At 64.7% G+C, this 20,992-nt stretch carries 25 protein-coding genes and 1 tRNA gene; 20 read left to right on the forward strand and 6 right to left on the reverse strand.

Translation table 11 applies throughout. The features are described from left to right. Positions 1 to 52: 52 nt before the first annotated feature. Together fabF and PE061_RS06275 are read right to left on the reverse strand one after the other, a co-directional pair. Positions 53 to 1,315 carry a beta-ketoacyl-ACP synthase II gene (fabF, locus tag PE061_RS06270; RefSeq protein WP_084639837.1) on the reverse strand — a complete coding sequence of 421 codons (1,263 nt, stop codon included), beginning with the start codon at positions 1,313 to 1,315 and terminating at the stop codon, positions 53 to 55. 4 nt (positions 1,316 to 1,319) lie between these two features. Next, positions 1,320 to 1,826 carry a winged helix-turn-helix transcriptional regulator gene (locus tag PE061_RS06275; protein WP_031623797.1) on the reverse strand — a complete coding sequence of 169 codons (507 nt, stop codon included), beginning with the start codon at positions 1,824 to 1,826 and terminating at the stop codon, positions 1,320 to 1,322. A gap of 269 nt (positions 1,827 to 2,095) precedes the next feature. Between PE061_RS06275 and PE061_RS06280 the strand changes: the two genes are divergently transcribed. Together PE061_RS06280 and PE061_RS06285 are read left to right on the forward strand one after the other, a co-directional pair. Beyond that, on the forward strand, positions 2,096 to 4,084 hold the full coding sequence (locus PE061_RS06280) for a conjugal transfer protein TraG (RefSeq protein ID WP_271258272.1): 1,989 nt from the start codon (positions 2,096 to 2,098) through the stop codon (positions 4,082 to 4,084). Positions 4,085 to 4,094: 10 nt separating this feature from the next. Beyond that, positions 4,095 to 4,568: a hypothetical protein gene (locus PE061_RS06285; RefSeq protein WP_029074263.1), complete on the forward strand. Its 474-nt coding sequence runs from the start codon at positions 4,095 to 4,097 to the stop codon at positions 4,566 to 4,568. A gap of 76 nt (positions 4,569 to 4,644) precedes the next feature. On the opposite strand, the gene PE061_RS06290 is transcribed toward PE061_RS06285, so the two are convergent. Continuing rightward, a complete protein-coding gene (locus tag PE061_RS06290) occupies positions 4,645 to 5,379 on the reverse strand; it encodes an alpha/beta fold hydrolase (RefSeq protein WP_271258273.1) in 735 nt (244 codons plus the stop codon). Positions 5,380 to 5,464: 85 nt separating this feature from the next. Between PE061_RS06290 and PE061_RS06295 the strand changes: the two genes are divergently transcribed. The 9 genes from PE061_RS06295 to trbF all read left to right on the forward strand — a co-directional run bounded on the left by PE061_RS06295 (position 5,465) and on the right by trbF (position 12,952). Then, positions 5,465 to 5,599, forward strand: a complete 135-nt coding sequence (locus tag PE061_RS06295; RefSeq protein WP_255302509.1) for a hypothetical protein — start codon at positions 5,465 to 5,467, stop codon at positions 5,597 to 5,599. Between the two features lie 146 nt (positions 5,600 to 5,745). Next, positions 5,746 to 6,741 carry a P-type conjugative transfer ATPase TrbB gene (trbB, locus tag PE061_RS06300; RefSeq protein WP_271258274.1) on the forward strand — a complete coding sequence of 332 codons (996 nt, stop codon included), beginning with the start codon at positions 5,746 to 5,748 and terminating at the stop codon, positions 6,739 to 6,741. Next, positions 6,738 to 7,070, forward strand: coding sequence for a TrbC/VirB2 family protein (locus PE061_RS06305; RefSeq protein WP_271258275.1), 333 nt, complete (start codon positions 6,738 to 6,740; stop codon positions 7,068 to 7,070). Before trbB ends, PE061_RS06305 begins: the two co-directional genes overlap by 4 nt. Beyond that, on the forward strand, positions 7,070 to 7,351 hold the full coding sequence (locus PE061_RS06310) for a VirB3 family type IV secretion system protein (protein ID WP_271258276.1): 282 nt from the start codon (positions 7,070 to 7,072) through the stop codon (positions 7,349 to 7,351). The genes PE061_RS06305 and PE061_RS06310 overlap by 1 nt, the downstream gene beginning before the upstream one ends. 10 nt (positions 7,352 to 7,361) lie before the next feature. Further along, on the forward strand, positions 7,362 to 9,854 hold the full coding sequence (gene trbE, locus PE061_RS06315; protein WP_271258277.1) for a conjugal transfer protein TrbE: 2,493 nt from the start codon (positions 7,362 to 7,364) through the stop codon (positions 9,852 to 9,854). Further along, positions 9,851 to 10,627 carry a P-type conjugative transfer protein TrbJ gene (gene trbJ, locus PE061_RS06320; RefSeq protein WP_271258278.1) on the forward strand — a complete coding sequence of 259 codons (777 nt, stop codon included), beginning with the start codon at positions 9,851 to 9,853 and terminating at the stop codon, positions 10,625 to 10,627. Before trbE ends, trbJ begins: the two co-directional genes overlap by 4 nt. Before the next feature lie 14 nt (positions 10,628 to 10,641). After that, the gene (trbK-alt, locus tag PE061_RS06325) at positions 10,642 to 10,908 is read left to right on the forward strand and encodes a putative entry exclusion protein TrbK-alt (protein ID WP_031623918.1); all 267 of its coding nucleotides are present in this window, start codon (positions 10,642 to 10,644) and stop codon (positions 10,906 to 10,908) included. A gap of 2 nt (positions 10,909 to 10,910) precedes the next feature. Beyond that, positions 10,911 to 12,266: a P-type conjugative transfer protein TrbL gene (trbL, locus tag PE061_RS06330; protein ID WP_029074256.1), complete on the forward strand. Its 1,356-nt coding sequence runs from the start codon at positions 10,911 to 10,913 to the stop codon at positions 12,264 to 12,266. Then, positions 12,263 to 12,952 (forward strand): conjugal transfer protein TrbF, encoded by a 690-nt coding sequence (gene trbF / locus PE061_RS06335; RefSeq protein ID WP_031623919.1) that lies wholly within the window; start codon positions 12,263 to 12,265, stop codon positions 12,950 to 12,952. Before trbL ends, trbF begins: the two co-directional genes overlap by 4 nt. A 5-nt stretch (positions 12,953 to 12,957) precedes the next feature. On the opposite strand, the gene PE061_RS06340 is transcribed toward trbF, so the two are convergent. Further along, a complete protein-coding gene (locus tag PE061_RS06340) occupies positions 12,958 to 13,335 on the reverse strand; it encodes a nuclear transport factor 2 family protein (RefSeq protein ID WP_029074878.1) in 378 nt (125 codons plus the stop codon). Between the two features lie 96 nt (positions 13,336 to 13,431). Between PE061_RS06340 and trbG the strand changes: the two genes are divergently transcribed. From trbG to PE061_RS06375, 7 genes are all read left to right on the forward strand, one after another. Next, complete coding sequence (trbG, locus tag PE061_RS06345; RefSeq protein ID WP_271259138.1) at positions 13,432 to 14,349, forward strand: P-type conjugative transfer protein TrbG; 918 nt, start codon at positions 13,432 to 13,434, stop codon at positions 14,347 to 14,349. Positions 14,350 to 14,381: 32 nt separating this feature from the next. Then, complete coding sequence (locus PE061_RS06350) at positions 14,382 to 15,482, forward strand: TrbI/VirB10 family protein (protein WP_420794392.1); 1,101 nt, start codon at positions 14,382 to 14,384, stop codon at positions 15,480 to 15,482. A gap of 2 nt (positions 15,483 to 15,484) precedes the next feature. Beyond that, on the forward strand, positions 15,485 to 15,706 hold the full coding sequence (locus tag PE061_RS06355; protein ID WP_271258280.1) for a DUF2274 domain-containing protein: 222 nt from the start codon (positions 15,485 to 15,487) through the stop codon (positions 15,704 to 15,706). Positions 15,707 to 15,841: 135 nt separating this feature from the next. Then, entirely contained in the window at positions 15,842 to 16,159 is a 318-nt protein-coding gene (locus PE061_RS06360) for a hypothetical protein (protein ID WP_029074251.1), read from the forward strand. Next, complete coding sequence (locus PE061_RS06365) at positions 16,156 to 16,509, forward strand: toxin-antitoxin system TumE family protein (protein ID WP_029074250.1); 354 nt, start codon at positions 16,156 to 16,158, stop codon at positions 16,507 to 16,509. Before PE061_RS06360 ends, PE061_RS06365 begins: the two co-directional genes overlap by 4 nt. Then, a complete protein-coding gene (locus tag PE061_RS06370) occupies positions 16,506 to 16,904 on the forward strand; it encodes a helix-turn-helix domain-containing protein (protein ID WP_183794222.1) in 399 nt (132 codons plus the stop codon). Before PE061_RS06365 ends, PE061_RS06370 begins: the two co-directional genes overlap by 4 nt. After that, positions 16,901 to 18,574: a recombinase family protein gene (locus PE061_RS06375; RefSeq protein ID WP_271259139.1), complete on the forward strand. Its 1,674-nt coding sequence runs from the start codon at positions 16,901 to 16,903 to the stop codon at positions 18,572 to 18,574. The genes PE061_RS06370 and PE061_RS06375 overlap by 4 nt, the downstream gene beginning before the upstream one ends. Here the strand turns inward: PE061_RS06375 and PE061_RS06380 are convergent. Continuing rightward, positions 18,530 to 18,606: transfer RNA gene (locus tag PE061_RS06380), tRNA-Arg, on the reverse strand. The two genes, PE061_RS06375 and PE061_RS06380, sit on opposite strands and share 45 nt — an antisense overlap. An 82-nt stretch (positions 18,607 to 18,688) precedes the next feature. On the opposite strand from PE061_RS06380, the gene PE061_RS06385 reads away from it, so the two are divergent. Then, a complete protein-coding gene (locus PE061_RS06385) occupies positions 18,689 to 19,255 on the forward strand; it encodes a hypothetical protein (RefSeq protein ID WP_271258281.1) in 567 nt (188 codons plus the stop codon). Between the two features lie 431 nt (positions 19,256 to 19,686). Further along, positions 19,687 to 19,923, forward strand: coding sequence for a hypothetical protein (locus PE061_RS06390; RefSeq protein WP_271258282.1), 237 nt, complete (start codon positions 19,687 to 19,689; stop codon positions 19,921 to 19,923). Between the two features lie 19 nt (positions 19,924 to 19,942). Here PE061_RS06390 and holA read toward each other — a convergent pair whose 3' ends face one another. Further along, positions 19,943 to 20,986, reverse strand: a complete 1,044-nt coding sequence (holA, locus tag PE061_RS06395; protein WP_271258283.1) for a DNA polymerase III subunit delta — start codon at positions 20,984 to 20,986, stop codon at positions 19,943 to 19,945. Positions 20,987 to 20,992: the final 6 nt, after the last annotated feature.

The following is a 20,992-nucleotide window of genomic DNA, read 5'->3' on the forward strand; positions in this document are numbered from 1 at the left end:
ACCATCGTTGCGTAGCGAACCGAAGTGTTTGCGGAAGCACAGTCCGGGACTGTTACTGCCATCGCCGGAAAGCGACACTTGCATTAACACCGCCAAAGCCGAATCCGTTGGAAATGGCATGTTCCATGAGAATGGGCCGCGCAGATTGGCGAACGAGGTCGATACCAGCGGCAACAGGATCGGGGGTTTCTAAATTTCTCGTTGGGGGAGCAATTTGATCGCGCAAAGCGAGCACCGTGAAGATTGCCTCAATACCGCCTGCGGCACCAAGTAGGTGCCCCGTAGCCGATTTCGTGGCGCTTACGACCACATCATGATTGCCGAACACGGATTGTATCGCGGCAATTTCTCCTCGATCTCCTACGGGGGTGGAGGTGGAATGTGCGTTCAAATGTTGAATATCGATTGGTTTCAACCCAGCACTGTGGAGTGCAATTCCCATCGCACGGGCCGCGCCTCGGCCGTCATCTGGACCGGCAGTCATATGATGTGCATCGGCGCTTGTGCCGTATCCCACCAATTCCGCTATGGGCTTGGCACCCCGAGCGAGGGCATGTTCTAATTCCTCTATGACGATCAGACCCGCCCCTTCAGACATTACGAAACCATCGCGCCCGGTGTCGAACGGCCTCGACGCCAGTTCCGGGGTAGTATTGTAGCCGGTGGATAGTGCTCGCGCGGCAGCAAATGCCCCAAGACTAACCTTATCAATGCATGCTTCTGCCCCGCCGCACAGAGCGATGTCGGCCTCGTTAGAGCGTATCAGCCGCGCGGCGTCGCCGATGGCTTGAACGCTGGCAGCGCAGGCGGTTACAGGCGTGCCAATAGGACCTGTAAATCCATGCCTGATGGTAACATGTCCTGCCGCGAGATTGGCCAGAAACGATGGCACGGTAAAGGGTGATAGCCTCCGTGCTCCCCGTGTATCCGTTATACGAACTGCTGAAGCAATTGCAGGAAATCCGCCTATACCAGAGGCAATAATTGTCGCCGTGCGCTCACGTTCGTAGTCGCACGTAGGATGCCATCCCGCCGTTTCAAGAGCCTCCATCGCGGCCGCTAGTGCGAACAGAATGAAGCGATCCATTTTTCGTTGATCCTTTGTGTCAACGATCACATCGGGATCGAAACCGGCTTCGGAATCTTCAATCAGGCTGGGAACGAGTCCTCCGATTTTCACCGGCAGGTCGCTGGAGATTTCATCGGGCAAACTCCTAATTCCTGATTTTCCTTCCAAGAGCCTTTTCCAGCTTGTTTCGGTCCCGGAACCAAGAGGGCCCACCAGACCCATGCCGGTTATAACAATTCGACGCATTTGATTATTCCGCTTTTTCTGAGTTTACCCGCTTCACACGGTTTATGACGCGCATCGTTTCTTCCGTCGCCGCTGGGCCTGCTAGAAGAACCGTGTTTTCAGGAGTGATTTTTTCTCCAGTATCCGCATCGACTATGATGGCGTTTCGTTCCCTACCGGTTTCCCTGTCGCCAAGGCGCATGGCTATTTCATTGGGCGCAAGATTCCGGTTTCCCCATGCGAACAGGGCGATTGCTACCGGATAGAAATCTCGCCCCTTGTCGGTAAGGACGTATTCAAATCGAGGCGGATGATCATTGTATCGTTGCCTTTCAAACAACCCTTCGGCTGTGAGATGTTTCAATCGCCTCGCCAAAATGTTCGTGGAAATACCGAGATTCTTCTCGAATTCATCGAATTTGCTCAACCCTTGGAAGGCGTCCCGCAGGATCAGGATGCTCCACCAGTCACCGACGCTTTCCAGCGCTCGGGCTGCGGGACATTCGGATGATAGAAAGCTTGTTCGTTGCATGGCACATCCATAATGGCGTTACTTCCATTATGCAAGTTACCTATGTGACAGCGGCGACATGACGCGAGGGCTATCCGAGGCATCCATTGCGGCGATTCGCCCGACCAGTTGAGCAGCGGCGATCACCCGGCCGGATGGCGGTGAATGCAACCCGTCCTATTTGCCGCCGATAGTATCCGGCAGCCCTCTCGCATCCGCTTTCCTGTTGCCTGTCCCGATTTTGCCTACTCTCTGATCGGCTCCGTCTCTTTTGCCGACTGGAGCCTGCATTGCGCGGAGGCCGAATCCTTTGGAGTCAGATCGCCGTAGTCTTCACCATCGTCTTGGTGATGACGTGGGCGGCGACGCAATGGGTAGCGTTTCGTCTCGGCTTCCAGCCCCAGCTTGGCAATCCGTGGTTCGAGCTGGTTGGCCTGCCGGTCTATTATCCGCCGGCCTTCTTTTGGTGGTGGTTTTCGTTCGACGCCTACGCGCCCGCGATCTTCGTCGAGGGCGGCATCATCGCCGTATCGGGCGGTTTCCTCGCCATCGCCGCCGCCATCCTCATGTCGATCATCCGGGCACGGGAGGCGCGCAACGTCGCCACCTATGGTTCGGCGCGATGGGCAGAGGATAGGGAAATCCGCACCGCCGGCCTGCTCGGTCCCGATGGCGTCCTGCTCGGCCGATACAACCGGGACTACCTGCGCCATGACGGCCCGGAGCATGTCCTATGCTTCGCCCCGACGCGTAGCGGCAAAGGCGTCGGGCTGGTGGTGCCGACGCTGCTGACATGGTCCGCATCCGCCATCGTTCACGACATAAAAGGCGAGAACTGGACGCTGACAGCGGGCTTCCGCGCGAAGCATGGCCGCGTGCTGCTGTTCGATCCGACCAACGCCAGATCGTCGGCCTACAACCCGCTGCTGGAGGTCCGGCAAGGGGAATGGGAAGTCCGCGACGTGCAGAATATCGCGGATATTCTGGTCGATCCCGAAGGCAGCTTGGACAAAAGGAACCATTGGGAAAAGACCAGTCATTCGCTGCTGGTCGGCGCGATCCTGCATATCCTCTATGCGGAGAAGGACAAGACCTTGGCGGGCGTTGCCAACTTCCTGTCCGATCCGCGTCGCCCGGTCGAGGCGACCTTGCGCGCCATGATGGATACGCCGCATCTCGGCGAGGCTGGCGTTCATCCCGTCATCGCGTCGTCGGCCCGCGAGCTGCTGAACAAGAGCGAGAACGAGCGCAGCGGCGTCCTTTCCACAGCCATGTCATTTCTCGGCCTCTACCGCGATCCCGTGGTGGCGCAGGTGACGGCACGATGCGACTGGCGCATTGCCGATCTGGTCGGCAGCCGCCGGCCCGTCACGCTCTATCTGGTCGTGCCGCCGTCCGACATAAACCGCACCAAGCCGCTTATCCGCCTGATCCTCAACCAGATCGGCAGGCGGTTGACCGAGGAACTGACCACCTCCGGCAAGCGCCATCGCCTGCTGTTGATGCTGGACGAGTTTCCGGCGCTCGGCCGGCTCGACTTCTTTGAATCGGCGCTCGCCTTCATGGCGGGGTATGGAATCAAAGGCTTCCTGATCGCGCAGAGCCTCAACCAGATCGAGCGCGCCTATGGGCCGAACAACGCCATCCTCGACAACTGCCACGTCCGCGTCAGCTTCGCCACGAACGACGAGCGGACGGCCAAGCGGGTGAGCGACGCACTTGGCACCGCGACCGAGTTGCGCGATTCCACCAACTACGCCGGCCATCGCCTTGCACCGTGGTTAGGTCACTTGATGGTTTCACGGCAGGAGACGGCTCGGCCGCTGCTCACGCCGGGCGAGATCATGCAGCTTCCGCCAACCGACGAAATCGTCATGGTCGCGGGCACGCCGCCGATCCGCGCAACCAAGGCCCGCTATTTCGAGGACGCGCGGTTTCAGGAACGCATCCTGACCCCGCCCGATCTGGTCGCCGCTCCGCTGGCGCCCAGCCCATCCGCCGATGACTGGTCCGGCCGTGTGGTCGCGGCGGGAAGCCGTTCCGCAACGGTCGCCGCAGATGCGACCGAGGGCGATCCGGCCAACGCCGGCATCCGCCGCGAGCCGGAATTGCCCGAGCATGAGGAAATCGTCACCCCGCCGCCATCCCCCGAACAGGAGTTCGACATTCTGGACGACGAGCCGGATGTTGACGCGGCCAAGGCCCGCACTATCCGCCAGCGCATGAGGATGGTGGCGCGGCAGGTGGCGATGAACCCCGATGATGGAATCGAGCTTTGAGGACACGCCTATGACCACACGCACCCGCCTGAATCTCTATTTCGACCCAGCGCTCATCCCGCAGATCGAGGCGATGGCGCTGCGCCGCTCGGCGGCGCTGCGCCGCAATGTCTCGAAATCCGCCATCGTGGAGGCGGCGGTCATGTCCTACCTGTCCGGCGATGCCGACGACCAGCTTGAAGCCGCCATGTCTCGCCGCTTGGATAAACTCGGCCGCCAGATCGACACGCTCGACCTAGATCTCGCCGTCCTCGGCGAGACGGTCGCGCAGTTCATCCATTTCTGGATGACCATCACGCCGCCGCTTTCAGGAGCCGCGCAATCTGCTGCCCGCGCGAAAGGTGCGGAACGGTTTGAAGGATTCATGCAGAATCTCGGCCGGCGTCTGGCGACGGGCGACAGGTTCTTGAAGGAGATTACGAGAGATGTTGGGCCTGAAGAAGGTCTTCCGGGGTTGAACAATCATCCAACGCAGGAGCGCTGATGAAGATTATTGCACCGACTATAGTCGCTATGCGCGGCGCTAGGTTCGCCTACTTCTCTCCGTCAACGCATCAATGTTATCTAGAGCTTCCGAATTGCTGAACTACCTCTCCGGTTATCCACGCGCTATCAGGCATCAGATCAAAGTGATTTCGCCCAGGGCGTTCGAGATACCGTGCTGATGGGAAATGTGCGACGGCGGCGGCTGTTGCATTCCGAAAAAAGCACTTTTCGCCTGCATAAAGTAAAACTGGCGCAGTGAACGACTCAGAAGCCGCACCCAAGGGCGGCCATTCAGCTTCAGCGGTGCGTAATGCATGAAGTGCGTTGGTGTTGACGCGAGCAAGACGGGTGGCCATGCCGTCCGGCACATCGAACATTTGCATCCAAACAGCAAGCCAAGCTTGTGCTCCACTGGAAAATGTTTCGGCAACCATATCTGTCGCCAAATCGACTTCAGAGTGAAGCTCGAACCCCCCAAGAATCAATCCTCGATAAGCCTCTGGATTTTGAACGGCGGCAGCGAGCGCTATTTTTGCGCCGAGCGAGTATCCCCAGACTAATGGATTTACTAGATCTAGGGTGTTGATTACCGTTTCAATGTCAGAAGCCATTTTGGGCAATGCGTAAGAGGACGAATTCGTGGGGCATGTGCTTAGCCCGTGCCCGCGAGGTTCGACACATACGACATGAAATTCCTTAGCCAATCCTGAGATGTAGCCAAGTTCTAACCAGTCCTCACAGGTCATGCTGATGCCAAAGATCAGGACAAGAGGCAGGTTCGTTTCATCACCAAACGTCTCATACCTCACGAGAACGTCGTCATTTTTAACATAGGGCATGACCATCAATAACGTGCGACAAGCCTGATCGCAACTTCGGTAGCAAAAAGGAGAGGTGGAAAGGCAGCAGAATCTCGGCCGGCGTCTGGCGACCGGCGACAGGTTCCTCAAAGAGCTGTCGCGCGACCTCGACTCACTTCCCGACGATCCGTTGCCGGACGAATCCGAGAGCAACGGCGATCAAGAATAAGTATTCGGACCCGTCCTATTTACCGCCGATGGCCGCCGATTGCCGCCGCCGCTTAGATACTTGTTGAACCGGCCCAATTCCGGGCTTTCTTAATCGACCCCGATCCGGGGACCGCCTGTTGCGCCCCGCCAGAAGCCGGGGCCGACATGACCACCAACCACCACAGACAGGAAGCGATCCAGCGCGGCGCGCGCATGTTGCGCACCGCGCTCGGCCCCGCCATTGCCCGGCTGCTCGAAGACCCGGCCGTGGTCGAGGTGATGCTGAACCCGGATGGTCGCCTTTGGGTGGACCGGCTATCCGAAGGGCTTTCCGACACGGGCGAACGCCTGTCCGCCGCCGATGGCGAACGCATCGTTCGGCTAGTCGCGCATCATGTCGGCGCGGAGGTTCATGCCCGCAGCCCCCGCGTCTCGGCCGAACTGCCCGAGAGCGGGGAGCGGTTCGAGGGCCTTTTGCCGCCCGTGGTCGCCGCGCCGGCCTTCGCCATCCGTAAACCTGCCGTCGCGGTGTTCACGCTCGACGACTATGTGGCCGCCGGCATCATGTCTGCCGATCAGGCGGAAACGCTGCGCGAAGCCGTCGCATCCCGCGCCAATATCTTGGTGGCGGGCGGCACTTCCACCGGCAAGACCACGCTCACCAATGCCCTTTTGGCGGAGGTCGCCAAGGGCGCGGATCGTGTCGTCATCATCGAAGACACCCGCGAGCTGCAATGTGCCGCGCCCAATCTGGTGGCGCTGCGCACCAAGGATGGCGTCGCCAGCCTGTCGGACCTTGTGCGGTCCTCGCTGCGCCTGCGCCCCGACCGCATCCCGATTGGGGAGGTGCGCGGATCGGAAGCCCTCGACCTGCTCAAAGCATGGGGCACGGGCCATCCCGGCGGGATCGGCACCATTCACGCCGGCACCGGCATCGGCGCGCTTCGTCGCCTTGAACAGCTCATCCAAGAGGCTGTCGTCACGGTCCCGCGTGCGCTGATCGCCGAGACTATCGACCTTGTTGCCGTCCTTTCCGGGCGCGGTTCCGCGCGCCGGCTGGCCGAGCTTGCCCGCGTCGAGGGGCTGGGGCCGGACGGCGACTACCGCATCACGCATCCCATCCCTTCGGCAATCCCCACCAGCACAGGAGAATCTTCATGATCCGCACCCTTACGCGCGGCTATCGCTTCGCCGCGACCGCCGCATCTGCCCTTGTCATCAGCCTCATGCTCGCCCCGGCCGCCCATGCGTCCGGTTCGTCGATGCCGTGGGAACAGCCCTTGCAGCAAATCCTCCAGTCCATCGAGGGGCCGGTCGCCAAGATCATCGCCGTCATCATCATCATCGTGACGGGCCTGACCCTCGCGTTCGGCGATACCAGCGGCGGCTTCCGTCGCCTGATCCAGATCGTTTTCGGCCTGTCCATCGCGTTCGCCGCATCGAGCTTCTTCCTGTCTTTCTTCTCGTTCGGCGGCGGGGCGCTCGTTTGATGGCGGGCGGCCTCGAACAGCTCGACGCGGTGCCGGGCTTCACGGTCCCGGTCCATCGGGCGCTGACCGAGCATATTTTGCTCGGCGGCGCACCGCGCTCCATCGCCATCATGAACGGAACGCTGGCCGGAGCCGTGGGCCTCGGTTTGCGCCTCTGGCTGGTCGGCATCGCCATTTGGGCAATCGGCCATTTCGCAGCCGTATGGGCGGCGAAGCGCGATCCCCAATTCGTCGAGGTCGGGCGTAGGCATCTGCGCATCCCCGGCCATCTGGCGGTGTGAGGGCGCGGCCATGATGAACCTTGCCGAATACCGCAGCACCGCCACCCGACTCGCCGACTATCTGCCATGGGCCGCACTGGTCGGCTCCGGCGTCGTCTTGAACAAGGACGGCAGTTTTCAGAGGACCGCGAAGTTTCGCGGTCCCGATCTGGATTCCGCCGTCGCGGCCGAGCTGGTCGCCGTCGCCGGCCGCATCAACAACGCCGTGCGCCGTCTCGGCTCCGGCTGGAGCATCTTCGTCGAGGCACAGCGCAGCGAGGCGGCGACCTATCCCGACAGCACCTTTCCCGATGCGGCGTCGGCGCTGGTCGATGCCGAGCGCAAAGCCGGGTTCGAGGAAGCAGGCACGCATTTCGTGTCGGGCTATTTCCTCACCTTCCTCTGGCTGCCCCCGGCCGAGGAAGCCGCCCGCGCCGAAACATGGCTCTATGAGGGCCGCGAGAAAACCGGCGTGGACCCGTGGGAGCTGATGCGCGGCTTCATCGACCGCACCGACCGCGTGCTGGCTTTGCTCGACGGCTTCATGCCCGAGTGCCGTTGGATGGATGATGGCGCGACGCTGACCTATCTCCACTCCACCATCTCGACCAACCGGCATCGCGTGCGCGTGCCCGAGGTGCCCATGCACCTCGATGCGCTGCTCGCCGACCAGCCCTTGACCGGCGGGCTGGAGCCGCGCCTTGGGACCAAGCATCTGCGCGTGCTGACCATCGTGGGATTCCCGACCGCGACGACGCCGGGCCTGCTCGACGAAATGAACCGCCTGCCGTTCCCCTACAGGTGGAGCACGCGCGCGATCCTGCTCGACAAGACCGATGCGACGCGGCTGCTGACCCGCATCCGCCGCCAATGGTTTGCGAAGCGCAAGAGCATCGCCGCGATCTTGAAAGAGGTGATGACCAACGAGGCGTCCGCGCTGGTGGACACCGACGCGGCCAACAAGGCGCTCGACGCCGACATGGCCTTGCAGGAACTCGGCGCGGACGTGGCGGGCATGGCCTATGTCACGGCCACCGTCACCGTATGGGATGCCGACCCGCGCCTAGCCGACGAGAAGCTGCGCCTGGTCGAGAAGATCGTTCAGGGGCGCGACTTCACCGCCATGCCCGAGAGCGTCAACGCGGTTGACGCATGGCTCGGCAGCCTGCCCGGACACGCCTACGCCAATGTCCGCCAGCCGCCCATCAGCACATTGAATCTCGCCCACATGATCCCGCTGTCGGCGGTGTGGGCGGGGCCGGAACGGGACGAGCATTTCGGTGCGCCCCCTCTGCTCTTTGGAAAGACCGAAGGCTCAACCCCGTTCCGGTTGTCTTTGCATGTCGGCGACGTAGGGCACACCCTTGTCGTCGGCCCCACGGGCGCGGGCAAGAGCGTGCTGCTCGCCCTTATGGCCTTGCAGTTCCGGCGCTACGCCGGATCGCAGGTCTTCGCCTTCGACTTCGGCGGCAGCATCCGCGCCGCCGCGCTCGCCATGGGCGGCGACTGGCACGACCTTGGTGGCGGGCTGACAGAAGGGGCCGAGGCGTCCGTCTCGCTCCAGCCGCTCGCCCGCATCCACGACACCTATGAACGCGCATGGGCGGCGGACTGGATCGCCGCCATCCTCATGCGGGAAGGCATCGCCATCACGCCCGAGGTCAAAGAGTATCTTTGGACGGCGCTGACTTCGCTGGCCTCGGCCCCGGTCGAGGAACGCACCATCACCGGCCTTGCGGTGCTGCTGCAATCCAACGATCTGAAACAGGCGCTCCGGCCGTTCTGCGTCGGCGGTGCCTATGGCCGGCTGCTCGACGCCGAAGCCGAACATCTCGGCTCGGCGGATGTGCAGGCGTTCGAGATCGAGGGCCTTGTCGGGACTGGAGCGGCCCCGGCCGTGCTGTCCTACCTGTTCCACCGCATCGGCGACCGGCTCGACGGGCGGCCGACGCTTCTCATCATAGATGAAGGCTGGCTTGCGCTGGACGACGAGGGTTTCGCCGGCCAGCTCCGCGAATGGCTGAAAACGCTCCGCAAAAAGAACGCCAGCGTCATCTTCGCCACGCAAAGCCTGTCCGACATTGACGGCAGCAACATCGCGCCCGCGATCATCGAGAGCTGCCCGACGCGGCTTCTGCTGCCGAACGAGCGCGCCATCGAGCCGCAGATTACCGAGATTTACCGGCGTTTCGGGTTGAATGACCGGCAGATCGAAATCCTCGCACGGGCCACGCCCAAGCGCGACTACTACTGCCAGTCGAGGCGCGGCAATCGCCTGTTCGAGCTTGGCCTGTCCGAAATCGGCCTCGCGCTCTGCGCCGCATCCGCCAAATCCGACCAGACGCTCATTGCGCAGATCGTCGCCGAACACGGCCGCGACGGCTTCCTCGCCGCATGGCTACGCGCGCGCGGCGTCGAGTGGGCGGCCGACCTGATCCCCAACCTCACCAATCTTGCCGACCGGCCGGAATCCGCCGCGCCGGCCCGGCTCGATACCCACCCCACACAGGAGATTCTTCCATGACCTATCCCAAGTTTGTCGGGGCTTCGGCCCTCGCGCTGGCGCTCGCAGTGCCCGTCGCGCTGTCGCCCATGCTGGCAAGCCCGGCCCATGCACAATTCGGTTTCGGCCGGATCGTCTATGACCCGACCAACTATGCGCAAAACCTGCTTACGGCCGCGCGCACGCTGGAGCAGATCAACAACCAGATCACCAGCCTCCAGAACGAGGCGCAGATGCTCATCAATCAGGCCCGCAATCTGGCGAGCCTGCCATATTCCTCGCTCCAGCAGCTCCAGCAGAACGTGAGCCGGACGCAGCAGCTTCTTAGCCAAGCGCAGAACATCGCGTTCGAGGTCGGGCAGATCGACCAAGCGTTTCAACAGCAATACGGCAACGTCTCGCTTTCGACGACCGACGCCCAGCTTGTCGCCGATGCGCGCAGCCGGTGGGAGAACACGGTCGGCAGCTTGCAGGACGCCATGCGCGTGCAGGCGGGAGCGGTCGGCAATATCGACAGCAACCGCGCCGAAATGGCCGCGCTGGTCGGCCAGAGCCAAGGCGCGACCGGCGCGCTGCAAGCCACGCAGGCCGGCAACCAGCTTCTCGCGCTCCAGTCGCAGCAGCTTTCCGACCTGATCGCGGTCATCTCGGCGAACGGCCGCGCCGACGCGCTGACCGAAGCCGAGCGCGCGACCGCCGCCGAACAGGGCCGCATCCAGCGCGAGCGTTTCCTGACGCCCGGCAGCGGCTATCAGCCGGGTAACGCGCAGATGTTCAACAACGGCAACAACTGACCGGGAGGCTCGCCATGGACGGCAAGATGCTGGTCCGGCTCGGGGCCGTGGTGTTCGTTGCGATTGCCTTGACAGTGACCGCAATCGACATGACGCGGAAGGACGAGCCTTCCGCGTCACGGCCGGCATCGGCCCTCCAGCCCCCGGCCGATCCCCTGCGCGAAACCCTGCGCCGTTGCCAGCAGCTCGGCGAGGCGGCGGCGAGCGACACCGACTGCCTCGCCGCATGGGCTGAATCCCGCGACCGCTTCCTCGGCCGTGACCGCAGCGAGGCGCGCTGACCATGGGAAACACGGGCGTCATCGACAATTTCCTCGGCGTATTCACGCGCTACATCGACAGCGGGTTCGGGCTGTTGTCTGGCGAAGTCGCCTTCATCGCTACCACCCTGATCGTCATCGACGTGACGCTTGCCGCGCTCTTTTGGGCATGGGGCGCAGATGACGACATCATCGCTCGGCTGGTGAAGAAGACCCTTTTCGTGGGCGTCTTCGCCTACATCATCGGCAATTGGAACAACCTCGCCCGGATCGTCTTCGAGAGCTTCGCCGGCCTCGGTCTCATGGCGTCGGGCACCGGCTTTTCTGTCACCGGTCTGACGCGGCCGGGCCGCGTAGCGCAGACCGGCCTCGACGCCGGCCGCCCGCTGCTCGACTCCATTTCCGACCTGATGGGCTGGATCGCCTTCTTCGAGAACTTCATCCAGATCGCGTGCCTGCTGTTCGCATGGGCGCTCGTGGTGTTGGCCTTCTTCATCCTCGCCATCCAGCTTTTCGTGACCCTCATCGAGTTCAAGCTGACCACGCTTGCCGGCTTCGTCCTCATCCCCTTCGGCCTGTTCGGCAAGACCGCCTTCATGGCCGAGAAGGTCTTGGGCAACGTGGTGTCCTCCGGCATCAAGGTTCTGGTGCTCGCCGTCATCATCGGCATCGGCAGCACCTTGTTTTCGCAATTCACGGCCGGTTTCGGCGGGGCGACCCCGACCATCGACGACGCCATGGCGATTGTGCTGGCAGCTCTGTCGCTGCTCGGCCTCGGCATCTTCGGCCCCGGCATAGCAAACGGCATCGTTTCGGGCGGCCCGCAGCTCGGCGCGGGTGCTGCCGTGGGAACCGGGCTTGCGGTCGCAGGTGCAGCCGTCGCCGCTGGCGGCGGGGCCATGCTCGCCGCCAAAGGTGGTGCCGCTGCCCTGTCCGGCGGGGCCGCGGCCGTCCGCGGCGGCGCGGCCACCGCGGGCGCGGCGACCGCCGCCTATAGCGTCGGATCGCTTGGCCAGTCCGGCGCGGCAGGCGTCGCCTCCGGTCTCGGCGGCGTCGGCCGCGCAGCAGGTTCGGCCGCCATCTCACCCCTCAAACGCGCCGCCGCGCGGGCCAGCGAATCCGTCAAATCCAGCTTCTCCGAAGGTTCGAAGGCCGGATTCGGCGCAAGCGGCGGCAGCTCCACCATGGGAACGGTCGGCGGGAGCGATGCTGCGCCCGCATCGCCGGCACCATCCGCCGGTCCTCCGGCCTGGGCGCAGCGCATGCAGCGTTCGCAAGCCCTCAACCACGGCACGACCATGGCCGCCCATGCGGTGCGCTCCGGCGACAGCCACGGCTCCGGTTCCTCCATCAATCTTTCCGAAAGTGACCGCTCATGAGCATCTTCAAACGACCAGCAACTCATTACGGCAAGACGCCGGAACCCGAGACGCCTTATCAGCGCGCCGCGCAAGTGTGGGACGAGCGTATCGGCTCGGCCCGCGTGCAGGCGCGGAACTGGCGGCTCATGGCCTTCGGCTCGCTGATCCTCTCGGCCGGCTTCGCCTCTGCGCTGGTCTGGCAGTCCGCGCGTGGGACCGTGGTGCCTTGGGTCGTGCAGGTGGACAATCTCGGTCAGGCGCAGACCGTCGCGCCAGCCAATGCCGACTATCGCCCGACCGATCCGCAGATTGCTTTCCATCTCGGCCGCTTCATCGAACAGGTCCGCGCGATCCCGGCCGACGCGATCATCGTCCGCCAGAACTGGCTTCGCGCCTATGAATGGACCACGGATCGCGGCGCGGCGGCATTGAACGATTACGCCCGCGCCAATGACCCTTTCACCAAGGTCGGCCGCCAACAGGTCGCCGTCGAGGTGTCCAGCGTCATCCGGGCCTCGCCCAACAGCTTCCGCGTCGCGTGGACGGAAAGGCATTTCGAGAACGGCCAGCTTTCCACCACGGAACGATGGACGGCCATCCTCACTATCGTCATCCAGCCGCCGCGCGACGCCGAGCGCCTGCGCGCCAATCCGCTGGGAATCTACGTCAATGCAATTTCGTGGTCGCGGGAGATGAGCCAATGAAAACGTCAGCTTGCATCAATCACCTCGCTGATCTTTCCCTTGGAGATCATGAAGAACGAGGTGCCCGCTATCTCGATCTTCTGCCCAGCCTTCCAGCCGTTGGGCAGGTCGGCCTTGACCTTGGCGCGATAGCCGATGCGCACCGCTGCACGGTCCTCAATGGCGATGCAGTCGAGAATTGTCTGTTCTCTTTCCGCAAACAATTCAACACCCTGTTCCGCCAACGCGCGAAATGCCTCAATCCCATGCGTCTCGTTCGTCACTTCTCCGTTCGATCTGTTGATAAACCGAACGTCGCCCGACAGGCAGTCGAGCATCGCCTGAACATTCATCGTGTTGTAGGCGTCGATATACCGGGCAACAATCGTCGGGACAGTATCCATCCTGTCAGTTCCTCACTACTAATCCTAAAGCCGCTATCGTATGCTATTTTTGTGACGGTCGTGGCAATCGCTTTGACCGGCTGCGCCACCAATCGGATGCCGCAATTCAGCTATGACGCCAGCGTTCCGCCGCTGCCGACCGTGCAGGCGGCAGCAGTCGACAACACGCCCCGGCCGCTGCATGTGCCCCCGGCATGGACCGTGGCGCGGGGCGGTACGGCTGCCGGCACGCCGACCGGCCGCGTCGAGAACGCCAATGCAGCCGCCCGCGTCGAGCCGCGCCGCGAAGGCTACTACAACGCCATCCAGATATATCCGTGGTCGGAAGGCGCGCTCTATCAGGTCTATGCCGCAGTCGGGCAGATCACGACGATCGCGCTGGAGCCGGGCGAGAGCCTGACCGGCGCGGGGCCAATCGCGGCGGGCGACACCGCCCGCTGGATCATCGGCGACACGGAATCCGGTTCGGGCGCGAACCGCCGCGTCCATATCCTCGTGAAGCCGACGCGACCCGACATCGCCACCAACCTTGTCGTCACCACCGACCGGCGCACCTACATGATCGAGCTGCGCGCCCGGGAATCACTCTACATGCCCGCCGTCGCCTGGGCCTATCCCGCGACGCCCGGCCAGCGCCGCACCGTTCCGACAGCCCCGATCATCCCCGCCGAGGCGGCGCGGAACTATCGCTATGCCTTGCAGGTGCAGGGCGATAGCCCGCCATGGCGGCCCGTCTCCGTGTTCGACGATGGCCGCCGCGTCTATGTCGTCTTCCCGGCCGGGATCGTGCAGGGCGAGATGCCGCCGATCTTCGTGCTCGGCACGAATGGCGAACCGCAGATCGTCAACAGCCGAGTCCACCAGAACGTCCTGATCGTGGACCGCCTGTTCGGCGCGGCCGAGCTGCGCCTTGGCTCTGGCAGCCGCCAGCAGGTCGTCAGGATCGTCCGCACCAACCCGACGCAGGCCGCCGACGCGCAGCCCGCCAGCGCGACCGGAGGCTCCCCGTCATGACCGACAACACCATCACCGAAACCGCAGCCCCCATGCGGCTGCGCGCCGAGCCGCCGCGCGTCACCCGCCTGTCCCGCAAGATGCTGGCGGGCGTCGGCGCGGTTGCGTTGCTCGGCATCGGCGGCGCACTCATCTATGCGCTCCAGACCCGCGACGGAGGGCCGGACGGCGGCGAACTCTACTCGACCGAGAACCGGCCCACGGCGGACGGCCTCGCCGGTCTGCCAAGCGACTATAGCGGGCCGGTGCTCGGCCCCGCGCTGCCCGGAGATTTGGGCCGTCCGATCCTCGACGCGCAGAACCGAGGGCAGCCCGTCGCACCGCCTACGATGGCGACGCCCGCCGTCGATCCCGCCGAGGAACGCCGCCGCGCCGAGGAAGAAGCCGCGCGCTTAAGCAATGTGTTCTTCCAGTCCGGCCCGCGCACGGGATCGCCGGCAGGGACGGCCATGCCCAGCCTTGCCGGTCTTGGCCTCGGCGGACAGCCCGCGACGCAGGACCGGCACGCGGCTTTCCTCAACGGACCCGTGGACCGGCAGACTGTCGCGCCGGATCGCGTCGCGCCGCCGGCATCGCCCTACATCCTTCAGGCCGGGGCCGTGATTCCGGCCGCGCTCATCACCGGCATCCGCTCGGACCTGCCGGGCCAGATCACGGCGCAAGTGACCGAGAACGTCTATGACAGCCCGACCGGGTCGCTGCTCCTGATCCCGCAGGGAACGCGCATCATCGGTCAATACGATGACGGCGTGACCTTCGGCCAGCGCAGGGTGCTCTTGGTGTGGAATCGCCTGATCCTGCCGGGCGGCCGTTCCATCGTCCTTGAGCGCCTGCCGGGCGCGGACGCTTCCGGTTACGCCGGGCTTGAGGATGGCGTGGATTACCACTGGTGGGATCTGATGAAGGCCGCAGGGCTGTCCACGCTGCTCGCAGTCGGCACGGAGCTGGCGACCAGCGACGAGGACCGGCTTGTTCGAGCCATCCGCGACGGGGCGCAGGATACCGTCAATCAGGCGGGCCAGCAGATCGTGCAGCGCCAGTTGCAGGTCGCACCGACTCTCACCATCCGGCCCGGCTTCCCGGTCAGGATCATCGTCACCCGCGACCTTGTATTCGAGCCGGCAGGAGGTTGACCATGACCAAGCTGAAACTCGGCCCGCTTCCCGACGACAAGCCCGTGAAGGTGACGGTGGAGCTACCCGCGCCGCTTCACCGCGATCTGGTCGCCTATGCCGAGGTGCTGGCCCGCGAGAGCGGCCAGCCCGTCGCCGATCCCGTCAGGCTCATCGTGCCGATGCTGGAGCGGTTCATCGCAACGGATCGCGGCTTCGCCAAGGCACGGCGAGCCGCCAACTGAGTCCCATCCCGGCAGGGGTGCCGCCAGCGCATAGGCGCAAATGCGGCACGCTACAGGCCGCCGACTGCCCTCCATGGTTCGCCTAATTCCGGGGCCTTGAGCGCCTCGGATTCCAACAGAACCAAGGAGGATTCCATGTGCGCAGAGCGCCGCCGCGCCCGGAGAGGGCGACCGCGACAGTCGATCCCCGAACCACTTCCCGACGATCTTTTCGACTACGCCGACGATCCTACGCCCGACGGCCGGACGCGAGCCGGCAACATGCCACTTCTCGGCCCGGATGGGCAGAGGATGCGTGTCACCGACGACTGGCCCGAAGACATTCCCGTCACCGAAGCCGAGATTGACGTGTTCGAGCGTTGGTTCGGCGATGTGTTCGACGAACTCTTGAACCCGAGAAAGCCGAATGACAGCTTGCAATACCTATCACAAACTGATAGGAAAAAGACGTGAGCGTGGATCGTGATCCAAGCCTCGACACGCTTCTGGACCTCGACGGACAGATGCTCTTTGTCGATCCCGAGGGCGGCCATTGGGTGAAGTTCGTCGTCACCCGCGTTCCGGCCTCGCCGGAAAAGCCGCACGGCCTCGATTATTCGCTCACGCTTCACGAGCCTTCGGGCGAACGGCTGGTCGGCTTCGACAATGCCCATCCGGTCGGCCGAGGCAGGCGCGGCGCGCCGATGGACCATCGGCACCGCTTTCAGACCGTGAAGCCTTACGCCTACGAGGATGCGGCCACGCTGCTGGCCGACTTCTGGCAGGCCGTGGACGCGGTATTGAAGGAACGAGGTGCCCTATGACCACATTGAAAGTCGGGATTGCCGACTATGAAGAAATGAAGGCCCGCACCATGCGGATCGCGCGCGGCGAGGAAAAACCTGTGCCCAGCGATCCGAAGGTGTGGTTCACCTCGACCGAATCCTTTGCCAAGGTGCTGTCGGCCGGCAACCGCGAACTGCTGCGCATCATCGCCGAGAAAGCCCCGGCATCGCTGGAGGAACTGGCGGAAATCACCGGCCGGGCCGGCTCCAATCTGTCACGCACCCTGAAAACCATGGAGAACTACGGTCTTGTGCGACTCGAACCGGGGCATGGGCGTAAGCTCGCGCCCAAGGTGGTGCATGACCGCGTGGAGCTGGCGTTGCCCCTGATCGACCACCCCAAGATGAAGAAAGCTATGGGAGGCCGACCATGAACATTCACAGCCCAACCACTACCGCCCGCGCCGCGCTCTACCTGCGCGTTTCGACTGCCCGGCAGGCGGAGCATGATATTTCCATTCCCGACCAGAAGCGGCAGGGCGAAGCCTATTGCGAGCAGCGCGGCTATCAGCTCGTTGAGACTTATGTGGAACCGGGCGCAACCGCCACCAACGACAAGCGCCCCGAATTCCAGCGCATGATCGAGGCGGGCACGTCGAAGCCCGCGCCCTTCGACATTGTCGTGGTGCATAGCTTCTCGCGCTTCTTCCGCGATCACTTCGAGATGGAGTTCTACGTTCGCAAGCTGGCGAAGAACGGCGTCAAGCTCGTGTCCATCACGCAGGAAATGGGCGACGATCCCATGCACCAGATGATGCGGCAGATCATGGCGCTGTTCGACGAATACCAGTCCAAGGAGAACGCCAAGCACGTCCTGCGCGCCATGAACGAGAATGCCCGGCAGGGTTTCTGGAACGGCGCACGGCCGCCCATCGGCTATCGCATCGTCGCGGCCGAGCAGCGCGGATCGAAGATCAAGAAGAAGCTGGAGATCGACCCGCTGCACGCCGACACCGTGCGGCTGATCTATCGCCTGTTCCTCGAAGGAGACGGCACGTCCGGCGCGATGGGCGTCAAGGCCATCGCCACCTATCTCAACGAGCGCCGCTTCTTCACCCGCGACGGAGGGCGTTGGGGATTGGCGCAAATCCACGCCATCCTGACCCGCACCACCTATATCGGCGAGCACAGGTTCAACACCCGCTCGCACAAGGATCGGGAGAAGAAGCCGGAGAGCGAGGTCGCCATCATGGCGGTGCCGCCCCTAATCGAGCGCGAGACGTTCGACGCGGTGCAAGCCCGCCTCAAGTCCCGCAATCCCATGGTGACGCCTGCACGTGTCTCCAGCGGCCCGACGCTCCTGACCGGCATTTGCTTCTGCGCCAAGTGCGGGGGAGCGATGACGCTTCGCACCGGCCAAGGCAGCACGGGCGCGACATACCGCTACTATACCTGCTCGACCAAGGCCCGGCAGGGCAAGACCGGCTGCAAGGGTCGCACGATCCCCATGGACAAGCTGGACCATACGGTCGCCGATTATATCGGGGACCGCCTGCTCCTGCCCAAGCGGTTGGAAACCGTCCTTGCCAGCGTCATCGACCGCCGACAGGAACGCACCGAGCGCCGCCGCGAGCATCTTGCCGAGCTTCAAAGGCGAATCACGGAAGCCGACCAGCGGCTCGGCCGTCTCTTTGACGCCATCGAAGCCGGCATGGTGGACAAGGACGACGCCATGGCAAAGGAACGCATGGTGAGCCTCAAGGCATTGCGGGATCAAGCCGCCGCCGACGCGGAGCGCACGCAGCTCGCGCTCGATAGTTCAGGCAATCAGGGCGTCACCCCCGATATGCTCAAGGGGTTTGCCCGCAAAGCCCGTGAACGGATCAGGCTCAACGATGGCGGCTACCGCCGCGACCATCTACGCGCGCTGGCGCAGCGTGTCGAGGTTGCCGACGACGAGGTTCGCATCATGGGATCGAAGTCGGAACTGCTGCGAACGCTGGTCGCCGCTTCAAGCGTAGAAACGGCGGCGTTCGGCGTTCATAGTTCTGTTCTGAAATGGCGCGCCCGGAACGATTCGAACGTCCGACCCTCAGATTCGTAGTCTGATGCTCTATCCAGCTGAGCTACGGGCGCGCACGGGAGGGCGCTACATAGTCGCCTCCGGCATCGGGTTCAAGCCCGTGTTTGCACCCCGGTCCAAGCCGTGGTCCGGGCCGTGCCCGCGCTTGCGGCTGCGGGGCCGCCTCTCTATCGTCCCGCCGTGATGCGCTATCTGTCTTTCCCGGCTTTTCTGGCCGTTGCCCTGATGCTCGGCGCCTGCGGCGACCGCGGCGGCGAATGGCCGTCGCTGGCGCGCGTGCCGGGATCGCCGAACGTCCCCTGCGGCCCGGCCGCCGAATCGCCGCCCGCATCGCAGCCCGCGGGGCCGCGCCCCTGCGTCGCCGCACCGCCCGCGGCGGAAGCCCCTCCCGCTCCTGCACCCGCGCCCGATCTGCCCGCGCTCGAATCGCGTCTCGCGGCGGCGCGCGGTGCGTGGGCCGATCAGCTTGAGGCCGCCGAAACCGCCGTGGCGGCCGCCGCGCGCGCCGATGCGGGCGAAAGTGCATGGGCGGCGGCGGAGCTTCAGCTCAGCCGGCTCGAGCGCGCGGCCGTGCCGTTCGGGGAGATCGCCGAGGCGCTCGGAGGGTCCGAATCAAGCGCGGCGTTGCGCGCCGCGGCGGAAGCCGAAAGGGCGCGCCACCTCGCAGCGTTCGCCCGCCTGCGCGCCGCGCTGCGGCGCTAGCACGGGCCCGAAAGTCGTCCGGCGCAACTTTTTTGGCGGCATCGTACAACCTATGCGTGTTTCGTTTACCGGTTGTTTACGGTTCCGGGGCTAGACCTGTGCGTGCAGGCCGATCAGCGGCGGTTCGTCCCCCTGGTTCCTCTCCGTTCCCGCCGGGCGGCCTGCTGAAAGAAGGGCACAAAGGCCGCCCCCGCGGCGAAGTGCTCCGACGGTGTCCGAAAGGGCCGCGACGCCAAGTCCCCCGTGCGTCCGGCCTTGATCGCCGCCCGGTCCGTGCTCCCCCGCCGGGCCGGGCGGCTTTTCGTTCATCCCGGCATTGACGCCGCGCCGGCGGGTGATGCACGCTTGCAACGCAGTCGCGCCCGCGGCCGCGGCGGGGGGACCCAAAGCCGTTGCCGCGCGTTTCCTGCCGTGAGGGAACATTAATAATAATGGCGCATCGTGCCTGCCGGATGGGGGCCGAACGCGCCGAAGTGGAAAACAAGATGGCCGAAAAGGACACGGGCAGCAGAAACGACAGGGGTGCAGTCGCACGGCCCCCGGCGTGCGCCGATCTGCAAGACCCGGATTTGCAGGATCTGCTGCGGGCGCTGGATCGCCCGCTCGATCAGTCCGTGGTCGACCGGGGCCTGCTGCGTCTCGCGACCTTCGTTGCCGGGCGGCATTAGCCGCCGTTTCCGGCGCCTGTCAGCGCCGCCGCCGCGCGAGATGCGCAACCGCCAGCAGCGCGCGCGACGTCAGCAGCTCGGGGTTTGCCGCGCCCGGTGACTTGATCTGGCGCTCCGCCTCCAGCAGACGCGAAAGACCGCTCCGCAGCGCCGGCGTGTTCCATGCCGAGGCCTGCCGCGCGACCCGGTCGCGCTCCTTCCAGAAGATCGGCGGCCGCGCGGCTTCCACCGCCTCGCGCGCGCTGCGCCCGCTGTCGATGATGCGCCTCAGCTCGCCGAGCAGCGTCAATCGCCGCGCCACGGCGCGAAGCTGGGGAATCCCGACGATGCCGTTGCGGCCGAGCTTCGCCGCCTGCATCTCGGCCTCGGCGGAATCGCCGCCCGCGACCGCGTTCACCAGCGCGTCGAAATCCGCTTCAGCCATCACCGCGCCGAGTTCGGTGAGCGTGTCCATTTCGAGCGCGCGCACCCGGTCCGGCGCCGCGTCGAGGTAGAGCGCGAGCTTTTCGAGTTCGCGGGCGAGCACGCCGCGCTCCGCCCCGAACCCGGCGGCGAGCGCTTCCGCCGCCTCGCGCGAGGGCTTGAGGCCGTGCCGCGCGCAGGCGTCGATCACCATGTTCACTGCCTCGCGCGCGTCGGGCACGAAGCACTGCGCGACGATCGCAAGCGGCGACGCGCTTGCGGTCTTGACGAGCGCGGACGTCGCCTTCAGCGTCGCCGTGCCGACCATCACCACGGGATTGCCCGCGGCGGGCGCGGTCAGCAGCGCCTCGACGGCGGCGGCGCAAGTGTCGCCCGCGCCGTCGACGCGGATCAGCCGCCGGTCGCCGAACATCGAGACGGCGGCGGCCTCGTCGGCAAGGCGGGCGGGATCGCCCGCGAGCGCGGCGGGATCGAAGTCGATCCGCCCCATCGGGTCGTCGGCGGGCGCGAGCAGCACGGTGAAGCGGTCGGCGATCTCGCGCGCCTGCGCCTCGTCGGGGCCGTAGAGCAGGACCAGCCTCGTGGCGGGGTCGAAGCGCGCCTGCGCCGCGTCGATCGCCTTGCGATCGGCGGCTTTCACGCCGCC

Source organism: Sphingosinicella microcystinivorans (assembly GCF_027941835.1).
Lineage (GTDB): Bacteria > Pseudomonadota > Alphaproteobacteria > Sphingomonadales > Sphingomonadaceae > Sphingosinicella.